The organism is Fructilactobacillus sp. X2R6C1 (genome assembly GCF_059901295.1).
Genome location: NZ_JBWXUZ010000004.1, coordinates 129,033 through 143,401 on the forward strand (window position 1 = coordinate 129,033; position 14,369 = coordinate 143,401).

At 35.8% G+C, this 14,369-nt stretch carries 16 protein-coding genes, 2 tRNA genes and 1 other RNA gene; 7 read left to right on the forward strand and 12 right to left on the reverse strand.

From position 1 onward, the window contains the following. Positions 1-43: 43 nt before the first annotated feature. A complete protein-coding gene (locus AC6UDF_RS05610; protein ID WP_500706924.1) occupies positions 44-1,162 on the forward strand; it encodes a tyrosine-type recombinase/integrase in 1,119 nt (372 codons plus the stop codon). Positions 1,163-1,228: 66 nt separating this feature from the next. Here the strand turns inward: AC6UDF_RS05610 and AC6UDF_RS05615 are convergent. Further along, positions 1,229-1,302: transfer RNA gene (locus AC6UDF_RS05615), tRNA-Glu, on the reverse strand. Positions 1,303-1,419: 117 nt separating this feature from the next. Between AC6UDF_RS05615 and AC6UDF_RS05620 the strand changes: the two genes are divergently transcribed. Beyond that, positions 1,420-1,492 (forward strand) — tRNA-Gln (locus AC6UDF_RS05620). A gap of 63 nt (positions 1,493-1,555) precedes the next feature. On the opposite strand, the gene AC6UDF_RS05625 is transcribed toward AC6UDF_RS05620, so the two are convergent. The 5 genes from AC6UDF_RS05625 to AC6UDF_RS05645 form a co-directional block, all read right to left on the reverse strand. Continuing rightward, positions 1,556-2,023, reverse strand: coding sequence for a DUF2798 domain-containing protein (locus tag AC6UDF_RS05625; RefSeq protein WP_500694340.1), 468 nt, complete (start codon positions 2,021-2,023; stop codon positions 1,556-1,558). A 132-nt stretch (positions 2,024-2,155) separates the two neighbouring features. After that, positions 2,156-2,650: a DnaJ domain-containing protein gene (locus AC6UDF_RS05630; RefSeq protein WP_500694339.1), complete on the reverse strand. Its 495-nt coding sequence runs from the start codon at positions 2,648-2,650 to the stop codon at positions 2,156-2,158. Positions 2,651-2,746: 96 nt separating this feature from the next. Then, positions 2,747-2,971 carry a TipAS antibiotic-recognition domain-containing protein gene (locus AC6UDF_RS05635; protein WP_500709641.1) on the reverse strand — a complete coding sequence of 75 codons (225 nt, stop codon included), beginning with the start codon at positions 2,969-2,971 and terminating at the stop codon, positions 2,747-2,749. Continuing rightward, on the reverse strand, positions 2,943-3,104 hold the full coding sequence (locus tag AC6UDF_RS05640; RefSeq protein ID WP_500694421.1) for a hypothetical protein: 162 nt from the start codon (positions 3,102-3,104) through the stop codon (positions 2,943-2,945). Before AC6UDF_RS05640 ends, AC6UDF_RS05635 begins: the two co-directional genes overlap by 29 nt. Before the next feature lie 39 nt (positions 3,105-3,143). Then, positions 3,144-3,368, reverse strand: coding sequence for a MerR family DNA-binding protein (locus AC6UDF_RS05645; RefSeq protein ID WP_500694338.1), 225 nt, complete (start codon positions 3,366-3,368; stop codon positions 3,144-3,146). 387 nt (positions 3,369-3,755) lie between these two features. On the opposite strand from AC6UDF_RS05645, the gene AC6UDF_RS05650 reads away from it, so the two are divergent. Together AC6UDF_RS05650 and AC6UDF_RS05655 are read left to right on the forward strand one after the other, a co-directional pair. Further along, positions 3,756-5,807: an NlpC/P60 family protein gene (locus tag AC6UDF_RS05650; RefSeq protein WP_500694337.1), complete on the forward strand. Its 2,052-nt coding sequence runs from the start codon at positions 3,756-3,758 to the stop codon at positions 5,805-5,807. A gap of 115 nt (positions 5,808-5,922) precedes the next feature. After that, positions 5,923-6,237 carry a hypothetical protein gene (locus AC6UDF_RS05655; protein ID WP_500694336.1) on the forward strand — a complete coding sequence of 105 codons (315 nt, stop codon included), beginning with the start codon at positions 5,923-5,925 and terminating at the stop codon, positions 6,235-6,237. A 72-nt stretch (positions 6,238-6,309) separates the two neighbouring features. Here the strand turns inward: AC6UDF_RS05655 and AC6UDF_RS05660 are convergent, their stop codons facing one another. Next, positions 6,310-7,674 (reverse strand): glucose-6-phosphate isomerase, encoded by a 1,365-nt coding sequence (locus AC6UDF_RS05660; RefSeq protein WP_500694335.1) that lies wholly within the window; start codon positions 7,672-7,674, stop codon positions 6,310-6,312. Between the two features lie 97 nt (positions 7,675-7,771). Continuing rightward, positions 7,772-8,941, reverse strand: a complete 1,170-nt coding sequence (locus AC6UDF_RS05665) for a class I SAM-dependent methyltransferase (protein ID WP_500694334.1) — start codon at positions 8,939-8,941, stop codon at positions 7,772-7,774. Between the two features lie 117 nt (positions 8,942-9,058). Between AC6UDF_RS05665 and AC6UDF_RS05670 the strand changes: the two genes are divergently transcribed. Further along, positions 9,059-9,832: a Cof-type HAD-IIB family hydrolase gene (locus tag AC6UDF_RS05670; RefSeq protein WP_500694333.1), complete on the forward strand. Its 774-nt coding sequence runs from the start codon at positions 9,059-9,061 to the stop codon at positions 9,830-9,832. 49 nt (positions 9,833-9,881) lie between these two features. Then, positions 9,882-10,248, forward strand: a transfer-messenger RNA (tmRNA) gene (gene ssrA, locus AC6UDF_RS05675). A gap of 55 nt (positions 10,249-10,303) precedes the next feature. On the opposite strand, the gene AC6UDF_RS05680 is transcribed toward ssrA, so the two are convergent. Further along, a complete protein-coding gene (locus AC6UDF_RS05680) occupies positions 10,304-10,963 on the reverse strand; it encodes a hypothetical protein (RefSeq protein ID WP_500724011.1) in 660 nt (219 codons plus the stop codon). A 136-nt stretch (positions 10,964-11,099) separates the two neighbouring features. Here AC6UDF_RS05680 and AC6UDF_RS05685 point away from each other — a divergent pair, with 136 nt between their 5' ends. Next, a complete protein-coding gene (locus AC6UDF_RS05685; protein WP_500724013.1) occupies positions 11,100-11,576 on the forward strand; it encodes an isochorismatase family protein in 477 nt (158 codons plus the stop codon). Positions 11,577-11,580: 4 nt separating this feature from the next. On the opposite strand, the gene AC6UDF_RS05690 is transcribed toward AC6UDF_RS05685, so the two are convergent. The 3 genes from AC6UDF_RS05690 to AC6UDF_RS05700 form a co-directional block, all read right to left on the reverse strand. Beyond that, a complete protein-coding gene (locus tag AC6UDF_RS05690; protein ID WP_500694330.1) occupies positions 11,581-12,165 on the reverse strand; it encodes a YdeI/OmpD-associated family protein in 585 nt (194 codons plus the stop codon). Between the two features lie 95 nt (positions 12,166-12,260). Then, complete coding sequence (locus AC6UDF_RS05695; protein ID WP_500696040.1) at positions 12,261-12,746, reverse strand: C40 family peptidase; 486 nt, start codon at positions 12,744-12,746, stop codon at positions 12,261-12,263. 207 nt (positions 12,747-12,953) lie between these two features. Further along, positions 12,954-14,354 carry a DHA2 family efflux MFS transporter permease subunit gene (locus tag AC6UDF_RS05700; protein ID WP_500694328.1) on the reverse strand — a complete coding sequence of 467 codons (1,401 nt, stop codon included), beginning with the start codon at positions 14,352-14,354 and terminating at the stop codon, positions 12,954-12,956. Between the last annotated feature and the right edge of the window lie 15 nt (positions 14,355-14,369).

The following is a 14,369-nucleotide window of genomic DNA, read 5'->3' on the forward strand; positions in this document are numbered from 1 at the left end:
TTTTTAACCATTATATCGAACATATGTTCAGAGGTAAATAATAATGGCAACTTTTCAAAAACGTGGAGAAAAATGGCGTGCAAGAGTCTACTATCAAGACCAAATGCATAAAAGACATGCGGCAAGTAAGACGTTTAAAACTAAACGTGAGGCTCAGAAATGGGCAACTGATCAAGAAAGTAATTTGAATAACGACCAATTCATTGAGAAAAGCAATCAAACTTTAGTTGAGTATTTTGATGATTGGTACAAAACTTTTAAAGAGCCGTCTTCATCAAAAGCAACCAAAAGACGTTATTTGGCCACTGAGAGATATTTGCAACGATACTGGAAAGATACCCCACTGCAAAAAATAAGTTATTTCTCGTACCAAAAATTCATCAATGAAATGGGTAAAAATCAAAGCATTAACTCTGTCCGGAAAATCCATCGACAAACTAGAACAGCAATTACACGTGCTGTGCAAATTCATTTAATCAATGAGAATTTTACAGATGGAATCGAATTAAGTGGTCGTCCGGAAAAAGATAGTTCAATGAAATATCTTGAAGCGGAAGACATGGAAAAGCTACTAGATTATTGCTTGAATTTTAGAAATATTGAAGATGTTTCAAAGGCTATGGTAGCAACTGCCCTATTAACAGGATTAAGGTATGAAGAAATAATTGGCTTAACATGGGACAATATCAATTGGAATGATCAGACACTAACGGTTAATAAATCATACAGTCAAGTTGATAAGGAATTTCAAAAAACCAAAAACGCTAGTTCAATGCGTACTATCAAAATTAACAACTCATTGATTGACTTATTTAAAAAAGATAAAAAAGTCCAAAATGAATTCTTGTTGAGAAATCATTTGAAAAATAAAAACAATTTTGTTTTCCTTGGACGCATGAATAATTTTATTTCTAATTCGAGTATTAATAAATCTATGAAATACTATGCAAAAAAATTAGGCATTAAACGAGTATCTTTTCACGGACTGAGACATACCCATGCAAGTTATCTTTTAAGTCAAAATGTTTCAATCCAATATGTATCCAAACGACTTGGCCATAAAAACATTGGAATTACCCAAGATGTTTACGCACATCTCCTCAAAACTAAGGAGAACGATGAAGCAGAGAAAACGCAGAAATTACTCGATAAAATCAACTAAAGAGACCAAATGGAGACCAATACAAAATAAAAAGCCTCTAAACCAATGTTTAGAAGCTTATATCAATTACCCGTATGAGACTTGAACTCATAGCTCCGCCTTGAGAGGGCGACGTCTTAAACCAGTTTGACCAACGGGCAATAAACTGAACAATTACATAGTTTACCCAATTTAAACCGGTCTGTCAACAAAGTAATGCAAAATTTTCTGTTGACAACTGTCCATAAAGAATTGTAGTATATTAGTTGTTCAAATATTGAGTATTCGCCAAATTGGTAAGGCAGCGGACTCTGAATCCGCAATTTACTGGTTCGAGCCCAGTATACTCAACTATAAATACTAAAAGAACCATTTCAATAACTATTGAAATGGTTCTTTTTTATTGAATTGATTCTAATTCCTGATTTCTTGAACCTTACTTAAAACCATTCTAGCAATTGGTCCAACGATCAGAAGTTGTAATGGCAGAGCCAAAATCAAGTTTCTAATCCATGTCATCCCAAACGTTGCTAGATTAAGACTAGAAAATCCGCCTTCAACTACAATTCCGAAAATTGACATGCAAGTTACCATCCCTAAAACCATCAAAATTGAAATTCCTAAAGAAATCAAAAGTGGCTTCTCTTCCATTTTTTCAGTAAAAATAAATTTGAAAAAGATTCCTTTTGCAAGTGGTCCCACAAAAAGTAAATCACAAACAGCCGCAATAACTAACGCAAATGGATAACCCATTAACACACTTTTAACAAAAGTGGAATCAACCCCACTCCCGAGTGCAATGTTATAGGCTTCCATCACGATCACCATCATACCTGCCATTAATCCAGTAAACAATAATTCTTCCTTAAAATCCTTTGGCATACTTAACCTCCTAATTTTTCAGCAATGATTAATCTACCACAAAGAATTTTTTCATGTAAGTTTTTATTACCATAAAAACTTAATTAATAAAAATAAAGACCAGGCATTACAATGCTCGATCTTTATAATTAATCACTTTTTCTGATAGAAGTAATACAAAATTCCACACACAATCAAAACCGCATAAGTAATACTAAGAGGTAAGACCTTAATGACAATCACTACCGTCGCAATCGAAATTGCGATTGCAATCCAGAAAATTACCTTACCAATGTCAGCTTCAGTAAAATGATAAGGTTCATGATTTTGATTTTGTTGCTGGTAATTAGAATAATTGTAATTAGTGTTTTGCTGATAAGAATCATTGTTAGCGTTAGACTCATTAGAATGTGATTCATAACTAGACTGACTTGATCCTGCATATGATCCAGAACTATAATTATTTTCTTTAATAATTTCATACGCACTGGTAATTTCTTTGAACTTGGAGGCAGCATCAGGAGAATGATTAACATCAGGATGATACTTCTTAGCCAATTTGCGATAAGCTCGGTCAACTTCTTGTTTGTCTGCTGTTGTGGGCAATCCTAATATTGCATAATAATAGTCTAAGTTTCCATATGCCATCATAATCCCCCCTTAAATGTATTTACACTAATTCTACCAAACATTGAACAATTCGGTTAATCAGTGTTTAATAAAACGTCTTTAGGGTTAGGATCATTACTTTGCATATTTTTGAATTGATTGAACCAAAATTTCTGTGGCACCAGTTCCCGCTTTATTATCGTAATATTTTTGAAACCGGCCATCATTTAAATAAATTTTAAACAGTCCTTGATGAGCTTCTATAGAATAATTTGGCCATGTATATTGCAAACACTTTTTGTGTAATTTGTAAATTTTTCTTCCATTATAATCAGTATTTTTTATAATCAGTATTTTTATCCCTTAATGATTGTTTTAATAAACCAATCATTCGATTTTCCATTTCTTGTATATTTTGAAAATCAACGGCAAATAAGTTTAAATACTTCTCATTAAATTGCTTAACTGTTTCTTCTCCATAATTATTACGAATTTCTTTTCCAAATTGCTTTTCATTCTTATCTAATTGCCCCTATTTAAAAAGTGCTAATTTATCTGTATCTTTCATTTTAATACCTCCATTCAATTCCTCAATTGTTCCATCAATAGTTTTAATTAATTGATTCAAATGTTGCTGTTTTTCGGATAATATTTCTCTTTGATTTATTAATGCATTGTGAAAACTAAAATCTTGATTGTTCATAATTTTTTTAATTTCTTTTAAGTCAAAACCAAAACTTTTGTAAAACAAAATCAACTGTAGTCTTAAAACATCAGTAAAATTATATCTTCAATAACTAGATTCTAAATCTCGTTCAACGATCAACAAATCTATTCACCCATAGTATTAAAGGATACGAGCTGTAATGCCCGTCATGACAGCTAAATCTTTTATTTTGTGCATGAATACTGCCTCCATATAAATCATTACTAACTGTCACATAACGTCGTGGTCAAGCAGTCTGGTTATATTTTGTAAGTAGCACAGTCATATTACACCAATGTTACTGAAACATTACTAGTTTAACAAACTATTTCCTGAATGTTTCGCACTATATCATTATAGTTACGCTTGAGTTTAACTCTTTTTTTCACATAGTTTTGATGTTATTGTTTATATATTCCAAAGGAGGAAATTAAATATATGAATAATGATAAATTACACTATAAAATGTACAAAGCTGGTAAGAGATGGATGTTTGCTGCCCTTGCAACTACAATGGTTGCCGGTGGCCTTCTAACTACCAGTAGCGTTGTTAACGCTGACGCCTTAGGAAATAACGCACAAGCTACTCAAAGTGCCAAGAAAGATAACGGCACTATTAAAAATGACTCATCTAAGAGCGCAGCAAAAGTTAACACTAACGTTGATAATCAAACAAACGATGCTAATGCTACTAAAGATGCCACTACTCAAACTAATGTTGCTTCAAACAATGATGTAAACAACACCACTAATGATGCAACAAAAGCTACAACTACTAACGATCAATCAGCAACTACTGATAATAATCAAGTAGCTGAAAACAATCAAAATGATGCTAACAATGATGCCGTTAAAAACGATAACCAAACATCAACTGTTACACCAAACAAGATTGAAAACAAGGTTGCAGAAGCTGTTACTCCTGCACAATCAGCTAAAACTGATGTTAACGTTAATAATTTAGACAACGCTGTTTCTGCTAAAGCAGATAACAAGCAAAACAACAACGCTGACCAAAAGACTACTAACAACGATTCAGTTAAAGCCGAAGCTACTACACAAGCACAATCAGTAAATACTGAAAAAGCTGAAAATAATGTAACCCCAGCTACTAAATCTGAAACTACTCAACAATCACCTGCTAAGCAAGCACCCGTTTCAAACAACAATGCAAAACAAGCTGATGCTAACACTACTACCCCTGCACAATCAGCTAAGACTGAAACTGTTAAGACTAACACTCAAAACAACAATGTTACCCCAGCAGCTCATTCTTACTCAAACGTTCAATTAAGTGCTGCTCGTGCAGCCGCAACTAACTTTAGAGTTCAAAATGTCAGCTTTAGAGCTCAAAATACTAATGCCGATCAAGTAGTTAACATTGGTAGACAATATGTTGGAACTCCATATGTTTGGGGTGGCAGTACACCAGCTGGATTTGATTGCTCTGGATTCGTTCAATACGTATTTGGCAAGGCTGGATACAGTCTTCCAAGAACTACTTACAGTCAATACCCTGCTACACAACACATTTCACGTAGCCAGGCTCAAAAAGGTGATTTAGTATTCTTCTCTAACGGTGGAGATCTTTACCACGTTGGAATTTACTTAGGTAACGGTTTAATGCTTGATGCTCAAAACCGTGGTGTTATTTACAACGATTCACTAAGCTACTTCCCTGGTACCGTATTATTCGGACGTGTTAACGGATTTAACGGTGGAAGCGCAAGTACTTACACACCAAGCCAAAACACTAACAACAATTCATATACTCCAAGAGTTAACTACGTTCAACAAAACGTAAGCACTCCAGCTGCAAGACCTGCTAATAACAGAGCATACACTTACAACTTGAGAGCTAATGTCCCTACTACTCAATTGAACAATGTTAAGAAATCAGCTAGTGTTACACCAACTCCAACTGCTTCAAATGGCAAACAACAAACTACTAGTGTTGTATCACAAAATAACACTAAGACGGTTAACTTGAATGTTCAACCAACAAAGGCATCATCAAATACTAGTGCCAACACTAACGAGACTGTTAAAACTTCAAAGACGACTCCTAACGTTCAACAAAATGTTCAACAAACTCCAGCAGCACCTAAAGAACAAGTAAGTAACTTGTCAAATGACACTACTGCTAAGAAGAACACAGTTGATTTGAACGCTTCAAAGAAGTCAACTGACCAAAAGGCAGCTCTTAACAAGAAGACTTCTGCTAAGGTTGTTTCAAACAAAGAAGTTTCTGACAAGAATGCTTCAAACAAAGAAACTGCTGCTAAGGTAAACAATGATGATAAGACAACTTCACACATTGCTACTAAGGATAACGGTCAAGCTTCTGCAGTTAAAAACAATGACCAAAAGAATGGCCACATCTTGCCGCAAACTGGTCAAGCAAGCACACTACTTATGAGTGCCATTGGTTCTATCATGGTTGCTCTTGCCGCAGTACTTGGTTTCAGACGTAAAGATACTGACAAATAATATCTAAACTAATAAATGGTCTTCCGATTAATCGGAAGACCATTTTTATTTATAAAATTAGATTGCTATTGAAACAGCATTAGTGCTATTCTTTTTATATTGGAGGTATGACAATATGGATGCACACTCAAAAGAAAAAGAACTTAAAAAATTAATCAAGGATCAAGAAAAGTTCCAAAAAGAAAACTCAGATAAATTCAACGCTGATTTATTATCTAATTACAACGAACGAATGGACGTTGTGAAAGAGTTGATTGAAAATGAAAATCAGACCAATAACTTACGTGATACTAAGGTTGCTAAGCCGACTCGAGATGATAAACGTGGAATGGACAAAAACCGTCACGTTGATGATCAAATGAATGATCTTGAAAGAGCACAACAACGCTTAATTAAGAAGCTACGTACTCTTGAAGGAAAATGGGAATAACCCTCTTATTACAATCAAATCATTGACCATATAAAAAGAACGGATTCAACTGAATCCGTTCTTTTTGTCTATTTAGTTATTGTTTTCCTTTTTTAATTCTGCATCCAGTTTCTTGGTTAATTCTTCGTAACCAGGTTTACCTAATAATGCGTACATATTATTCTTGTATGCTTCAACGCCTGGTTGATTGAATGGATTAATGCCATTTAGGTAACCAGAAATAGCAACCGCAACTTCAAAGAAGTAAATTAAGTAACCTAGTGAATATTCTGATTGATCAGGAATATGAACGGTCATAACTGGAACCCCACCATCGGTATGAGCTAAAACAACCCCTTCATAGGCTTTGGTATTAACTTCGTTAACCGTGTCATCTTGAAGGTATTTAAGACCATCAAGGTTTGACTCTTCCTTTGGAATCGCAATATCGTCATCAGGCTTATCTAATTTAACAACCGTTTCAATCAGATCACGTAACCCCTCTTGAATGTATTGACCTAATGAATGAAGATCAGTTGTAAAGTTAGCTGATGATGGATAAATTCCCTTTTGGTCTTTTCCTTCTGACTCACCCATTAACTGCTTCCACCATTCTGAGAACATTCTCATGTTTGGTTCGTAGTTTTCGAGTAATTCAGTGGTATAACCCTTTCTGTAAAGGATATTTCTCAACGCAGCGTAACGATAGGCATCGTTTTTATTAACATCTGGATTGGTGTATTCTTTGGAAGAATCAAGTGCACCCTTCATTAATTGACTAATGTCAGCACCGGTAGCAGCAATTGGTAATAAACCAACTGGGGTAAGAACTGAGTAACGTCCACCAACACCATCTGGAATTACGAAGGTTTCGTAGCCGTTAGCGTCAGCTTCTTGTTTCAAAGCACCTCGATGAGCATCAGTAGTAGCATAGATTCGTTTGTTAGCTTCATCTTCACCATACTTTTTAACTAACTTTTCCTTGAAAATTCGGAAAGCAATTGCTGGTTCAGTGGTTGTTCCAGACTTAGAAATGATGTTAATTGAAAAGTCATCGTCACCGATGTAGTTCAATAAATCATGAATATATGGAGCACTGAGTGAATTACCCGCAAAGACAACCTTGACACCACGACGCTTGTCATCAGGTTCAGAGTTGTAAAAAGTACCATTCAGAAAATCAACGGCCATCTTAGCACCTAAGTATGAACCACCAATTCCAATCACAACTAAAACTTTTGAATCAGACTTGATTTTGTCAGCTGCTTTTTGAATCCTTGCGAACTCATCTTTGTCATAATTTTCTGGAAGATCTAACCAATCCCGGAAATCATTTCCAGCACCAGTGCCATCCCTTAACTCTTTATCCGCTGCAGTCACCATCGCTTGAATCTCAGGCAACTCATCCGGATGTACAAACTTGCTTAACTTAGAATCATCAAATTTCAAATAAGCCATTACACTATCCCCACTTTCTATAATATCGCTTACATTATACAACAAAAATTAATTACATAATGATGTTTTTGCTCTGTTAATTTTATTATATTAGTTCTTATTTAATCCGCACATTGATCCCTTTAAACGATCCCTCACGTTCATAATCATGGTCAATCGGAAAATCATTTGGGTTAGAGTAAGTTTTTCCAAAATTAACGTTAACACCGTTTGCGGCAAATGCATCCGAGATTTCAGACCGAAACCTTTTCGAATTCATTTTATTGGTATCTGTGGTAAAGAAGACGGACGCATCCTTACTAGCAACTTGACTTACCGCACTAACGAGAGCTTGTAAGTCACGCTTAATCTCAAACCGATTCTTTTTATCTCTAACAAAGACAGGCACGTTAACGGTGATTAAGTCAAACTTCAAATCATGTTTTTGCGCATAATCTAAGTACCCAAAGACACTCATTTTTCTGACCTCTTGGGCACCGATCATGTATCCATTAGCATCAATTTCATTAATCAATTGAGATTTAGCACGATTACTATCGTCAACATTAACGGTCTTAACGCTACCACCACCAATCATGGCACTAGCAACTCCGGTTCCCTCATAAAATAAATTTAGACCAACTTTATCTTGTGATTGATCAAAAACGTCCTGTCTTACATCGCGATAAATGATGTCTAATCCTGTCGTTTTGGCGTTCTGTAAACTAATTGGATACGTTACTTCACCCTCCAAGACATTGGCCGAGCCTACAGGATCGGGACTAGCGTTTTCAACTGACTTGATTTCAGAACCATGTTCAAACTGCTGATACTCGTATAAATTCTGGTAACTCCCCAATTGATTAACAATGATTGGAATCAATTGATTTCGTAATTGGTAAATTCCAGCATTTTCCCAGGTAATCACGTCTTGACCATCGTAGCTGTCAATTGTAATTCCGGCCAAACCGTCTCCTTGTCCGTTAAACAGGCGATGAATATCAATGCCTTCATCTTGAAGTAAAATCCGTTTACTGAAGGCCTGACTAAATAAATGACCAAAGAAACGATCGTCAATAGATTGATTTTCCTTACGATCCAAAATCCAACCGATTCCCCCAGCTTGTTTGCCAAAGTACGCACTGGCAACGAAATGATCTCCTTTAATTAAAGCCACGACCTCGCCGTTGCTAAAATCCGCTTCGTTAACTAAATCTTTTTCACTAATTTGTGGATAACCGCCCTCAAACTTTTTGACGGCTTTACCGGTTATTTCAACTTTTTTCATATTATTTTATTCTCCTCTAAAAATCGCTTCCTATCTCATTGTACATGTAATCACGATTAATTAGTAGGATTGCAAAGTAGGTCATATGTTAAAATAATAAGCAAAGGAGATTCGATTATGTATAAATATTTAGTATTTTTTGACTTAGATAGGACCTTGTTTGATGAACATTCAAAGGTGAACGATGAAGTTGCAAACGCAATGGATGAAATCAGAAAACACGGTGGCCTTCCGGTAATCTCAACCGGAAGGAATCTTTTTGAAATCAGAGATACGTTAGAGAAAACCAAGATTGATTCCGTGGTAGCCGCAAACGGTGATTTTGGAATGTTAAGAAACCAAGAAGTCTTTTCTAATACAATCAACCCCAAAATCATTGATCGTTTGTACAACTTTGTTGAAAAACACGATAATACATTAGTTTTACTGAACCAAAAACGTGGTGCCATTACCAATCACGATGAATTGGCAGTTAAAGCCTTTGAACACGTCCACGCTCCACTTCCGACCATTGTCACAAAAAAGTATTGGCACGAAAATCCTATTAACATGATGGTGGTTACCAATACTGATCTGGATACTGACTACGTAGAAAACTTTGGAGATGTCCTAACCTTTTACCGTAATTCGCCCTATTCAATTGATGTGGTCGTTCATGACGTTTCTAAGGCTACTGGAATCAAGCAATTAATAAACACTGCTGGACTAACTGGAATCCCAACATACGCGTTTGGAGACGGTAATAACGACATCCCAATGTTAGACTACGTTGATCATCCGGTCGTAATGGGTAATGGACTTCCAAATGTCAAACCACATGGTGAATTCATTACCACCAAAAATACCGACCATGGAATTGTCAACGGACTGAAGCATTTTAACCTGATCTAAATCACTGTAAATTAGGCAGATATCATGGTATAGTAATAATGTGTCTGTCGGGGGCGTTATGGATTCGACGGGTATAGTTTGAGCCTGAATTGCATTCCGTACGACGATGCGTCAAATCGCTCAGTTTAATTATAACTGCAAAAAATAATAACAATTCTTACGCCGTAGCTGCCTAATAAGCGCTTGACGTAGATCTAGCTGATTTTTCCTATGGATCAGTCCTAGGTCCTACCTTTAATAGGATACGCTTACTGCTCCCATCTGAAGTAGTATGAAGAGATTAATCAGATTAGCTGTGCATGCTAGCATTGACTAATTGCGGATTGTACAGTGAACTTCAAATGATTAGCCTACGAATGTAGACGTTCAGGAGGCAATATGCTCGGACGCGGGTTCAAATCCCGCCGCCTCCATAATTAAAAGCGAACCAGTCATTAAATTGATTGGTTCGCTTTTTTGTGTTTTATAAGCTTAACGTGGAATTGTCACATCTTTTTCTAAATTTGAAGAATGTGGACCGGTTGCTTTTGAAACAACGTTTTCTGATATGTGAGCAGTTCCGTCCCCATTATCTTTAACGGTCCCCTCTAATCCAATATCACTAGTAGCGTTTTGAGTTATAAACCAATATCCCGTCTGATCTCCAGATAGTTTACCACCATAATTCCAATAACTAATTTTATTAGTAGTCGTATTTTGAAAATAAGGTGTTTCTTTCTCTAATATTTGTTTAGCAATTGGTTCTGTCAAAGTGCTTGTTTGCTTAACATCATTCTCAGCCTGATTATTGTCACCATCTGCTGGAGTTGCTTCTGTTTTTGCTTGAGAAGATTTAGGAGTTATTTGTGCTGAATTATGTTGATTGAAAGTTCGATTTGAAATTATTGATGAAGAATTCCGTCTAAACTCATTTTGTATTCTACTTATTAAAGCACCAGCATAATGGTTAAATAGAAAGAACCCAATCAATACAATCACAACCCCTGAAACTAATTTCATCAGAAAATTACGTCTTCGTTTTGATTTAACCTCTAAGTAATCTTTCCGCCAACTTGGATCATTTCTGCGTTCCTTATAAAACTGATACGTATGACTGGTACGTGTCCCACTGGTTAAATATTTTTTAGGCATTTGAATTCCTTTATCATCTTGTTTTAATATCTACTTACATATTTATATATTACACAAACAAAAAGAATTCTACAATATACCTATTTCAAATAATCGTTGTACAATGATGTAAATTATTTGTTTGAGAGATGAAATTATGAAAACACTATTAATAATTGATATGCAAGAAGGTCTAAAAAATATATATAATGTGGACTCAATTATAAACAATATAAACAAAAGAATAAACTACTACCGAAAACATAGTTCACCAATCATTTTTATGCAACATATTAGTGAATCAATGCACATTAACAGTGAAGAATGGCAGCTTAATCACAATATTAATAACCTACCTCAGGACAGATACTTTAATAAGTATGTTCCTGATTCATTTTATGAAACTGGTTTAGAATCATTTTTAAACAGTCAATCAGTGGATACAATTGAAGCATGTGGTGCACAAACTGAGTATTGTGTTGATACTACCATCAAAGTAGGATTTCATTTGGGATTTAAGATAACTGTTCCAGATAATTCATTTTCTACATTTGATAACAATATTCTTACAGCAAAACAAATTAATCAGCAATATTCAAAAGTATGGAAAGATTCATTTATTATTAATAATTAAGAAATTAATAATGCAACAATCTTCCATCATCACACCAACCACCATACATCTCATTGACTCTCGTCTTCTTTACTAGCTTACGTAACCGATGTTTATATGATTGGGGTTTACTAAATTTCAAGCGGGACTGAACACCATCAACGCGAACTCGTTGGTACAAATCGGGAAAATGGTTAAAGTTATCCCATACTTTCGGATCACGTTTTAAGGCACGTTTAACGGGCTGAATAATCTTAAACGATTTAGGAGACAAATCTGGTAACACTCGTTTGCCTTCTTCAGTCATTAAACCTAGTTTAATTAGTCTTCGAGCCCGCTCCTTGTTGAGCTCGGTCCAGTTACTGTTTTCCTTTCGAGGAGTCAATCGTTGTGCTAGTCCCGTTTCATCCGAACTTTTATGCAAACCATCGACCCAGCCAAAACACAGTGCCTCTTCGACGATATCCAAATAAAACATCTTTTCTTCACTGGTTTTACTCATGCTGACTGGAACCCACAGACAATCTTCTCTCTTGCAATTTTCAGCAAACCAGTCACGAAGTTCCTTTCTTGATGTAATTGGTAAAAATGGCTCGTCTTTTCTTAGCACTTGAAATGCACTCCCTTCAACATTTGCCTACATAGTAATCAGCAAAGTTGGAGAAGTCAAAAAAGCCGTCAGGCTCATTAAAACCTAACGGGACTTTAAACTGTTTTCTTAGTAAATGAAACTGGACGCGAAACCCCCACTAAATGCCACCACGGGGCGTGGATTGGCTCAATCACCACTCCACGATTTTGCGCATCAATCATTTGATGTTTGTTTAAAGCAATCCCAACGTGGTAAATGTCACTTTTACTTGAACCAAAGAAGACTAAGTCACCTTTTTTGATTTTACTCTTTCTAACATGCTTATAAGCATCGTATTGAGCCTGTGCGGTTCTTACAATATTACGATTAGCACCATTTTCCATGACATACTGAGTAAAGCCAGAGCAATCAAAACTGTTAGGTCCGACTGCACCGTACGAATATGATTTACCAAGCTCACTAGTAGCAACCCGCTTAACGTTTGAAAAATGGACTTTATTTGCGGATACTCGATTTTGGTTAGTGGCGATGTTTACAACACCAAATAAACCTAACGACGCAATCGCTACTGTTACACCTCTGATTAATCCTTTGAACATCTTACCAGCTCCTTTATTAATTTATTGTGCATTATTTTACAATCATCATACACTTTCTATGATAGATTAGGATTAATACCAAATGATTACATCACGATTGCAAATCCATTAATTTCAGTAGTTTTGGCATTATATTGTGAAATTAATTTATAATTAACCAAAAAAAGATGGAAATCATTTGATTTCCACCTAAAATACGTTTTTAATTTATTTTTGATCTTTTTTTGGCGTTCTAATCATAACCGCAAACAATAATCCGATGACCGCAATTACCAAGAAGACCCAGTAAACCATGTGGAATCCATTAACCTGAGCTGGCATTGCCGGCATACTGAGTTTGAAGAATCCAGTTGCTCTAACCAATACAATCGTTGCAACCGCAACTCCAGTTGACCCAAGTACCTGTCTGACCGTCGTAATTAAAGCCGTTCCATAAGAAATCAAATCTTCTGGCAGTGAATCGGCCCCAAGCGTAACCGCAGGCATCATGACAAAGGCATTTCCACCCTCAATTAGCATTGCCAAGATCATCATGCCCCAGATATTGTAAATTGGGAAAAAGGCTAAAATGGCCCAGCCCAGCACAATCATCAACATTCCTGTTAACATAACTGGCTTAAATCCAATTTTATCAACAATCGTACCCGTGATTGGGTTCAAGATACTTAAGAAAACAGCTCCAGGAACTAGTGCCATCCCGGAAATGAATGGTGATACTCCCAATACCTGTTGATAATACAACGGGAAGATAATGGTAACTACAATCAATGAAATGTATGAGAATCCGGTTAAGAGTACCGCCAAATCATAGTTAAACGTCTTTAAAACGTTCAGGTTCAATAGTGGATTGCTAATTCTAAACTGACGGAAAACAAACAACGCAATCAAAACGATACTAATAATCAGGATGAGTAAAAGCATTCCATAGTTATTGTTTGGTTTAGCAATTTCACTAATTACATACAAGATCCCAATCAAACCAAATGAATAGATGATTGAAAGCCAATCTAACTTTGATTTAATTCGTGGCATAACGTCTTTCATCACAAAGAATGAAATCAGGAATACAGCAGTGATAATCACAATGAAGACATCAAACAAACCACGCCAAGTGGTAAACTTCAAAACGATTCCCGAAATGATTGGTCCACACGCCAGAGCTGAACCCATAACCAGTCCGGCAACTCCCATGATTGTTCCTCGATCATCTTCCGGTGTGATATTTAGTAAAACAGTTTGATACGATGGAAACAAAATTCCAACGGCAATTGCTTCTAATGCTCTTCCAATCAGCACCCACGTAAAACTATTACTAATTAAAATGATTAACGTCCCTAGATCAAACATCAGTAAAACTCCCATAAAGAGTTTCTTAAAACTCATGTTGTTCAAAAGCCAAGGACTAATCGGCATCATGATACACATGATGATCATAAAGCCAGTTGTTAACCATTGAACTGTTGATGCTGAAATATCAAAGTACTTCATCAATGTGGGATAAGCCGTCGATAGTGATGACTGACTAATCGACATGGTGAAAGTACCGATTAACATGATGGTAATAAACCAAAATCTTTCTAATCTACTAAGTCCATTACTTTTTGCCATATAAAGCGCTCCTTT

What these genes read in the sequence shown, in the direction of transcription:
- AC6UDF_RS05625 (WP_500694340.1), bottom strand. Translation starts at nt 2,023, where the DNA reads ATGCCAAAGGATTTTAAGGAAGAATTATTGTTTACTGGATTAATGGCA.
- AC6UDF_RS05655 (WP_500694336.1), top strand. Translation starts at nt 5,923, where the DNA reads ATGGATGCACACTCAAAAGAAAAAGAACTTAAAAAATTAATCAAGGAT.
- AC6UDF_RS05685 (WP_500724013.1), top strand. Translation starts at nt 11,100, where the DNA reads ATGAAAACACTATTAATAATTGATATGCAAGAAGGTCTAAAAAATATA.
- AC6UDF_RS05670 (WP_500694333.1), top strand. Translation starts at nt 9,059, where the DNA reads ATGTATAAATATTTAGTATTTTTTGACTTAGATAGGACCTTGTTTGAT.
- AC6UDF_RS05630 (WP_500694339.1), bottom strand. Translation starts at nt 2,650, where the DNA reads ATGGCATATGGAAACTTAGACTATTATTATGCAATATTAGGATTGCCC.
- AC6UDF_RS05665 (WP_500694334.1), bottom strand. Translation starts at nt 8,941, where the DNA reads ATGAAAAAAGTTGAAATAACCGGTAAAGCCGTCAAAAAGTTTGAGGGC.
- AC6UDF_RS05660 (WP_500694335.1), bottom strand. Translation starts at nt 7,674, where the DNA reads ATGGCTTATTTGAAATTTGATGATTCTAAGTTAAGCAAGTTTGTACAT.
- AC6UDF_RS05695 (WP_500696040.1), bottom strand. Translation starts at nt 12,746, where the DNA reads ATGTTCAAAGGATTAATCAGAGGTGTAACAGTAGCGATTGCGTCGTTA.
- AC6UDF_RS05700 (WP_500694328.1), bottom strand. Translation starts at nt 14,354, where the DNA reads ATGGCAAAAAGTAATGGACTTAGTAGATTAGAAAGATTTTGGTTTATT.
- AC6UDF_RS05610 (WP_500706924.1), top strand. Translation starts at nt 44, where the DNA reads ATGGCAACTTTTCAAAAACGTGGAGAAAAATGGCGTGCAAGAGTCTAC.
- AC6UDF_RS05680 (WP_500724011.1), bottom strand. Translation starts at nt 10,963, where the DNA reads ATGCCTAAAAAATATTTAACCAGTGGGACACGTACCAGTCATACGTAT.
- AC6UDF_RS05650 (WP_500694337.1), top strand. Translation starts at nt 3,756, where the DNA reads ATGAATAATGATAAATTACACTATAAAATGTACAAAGCTGGTAAGAGA.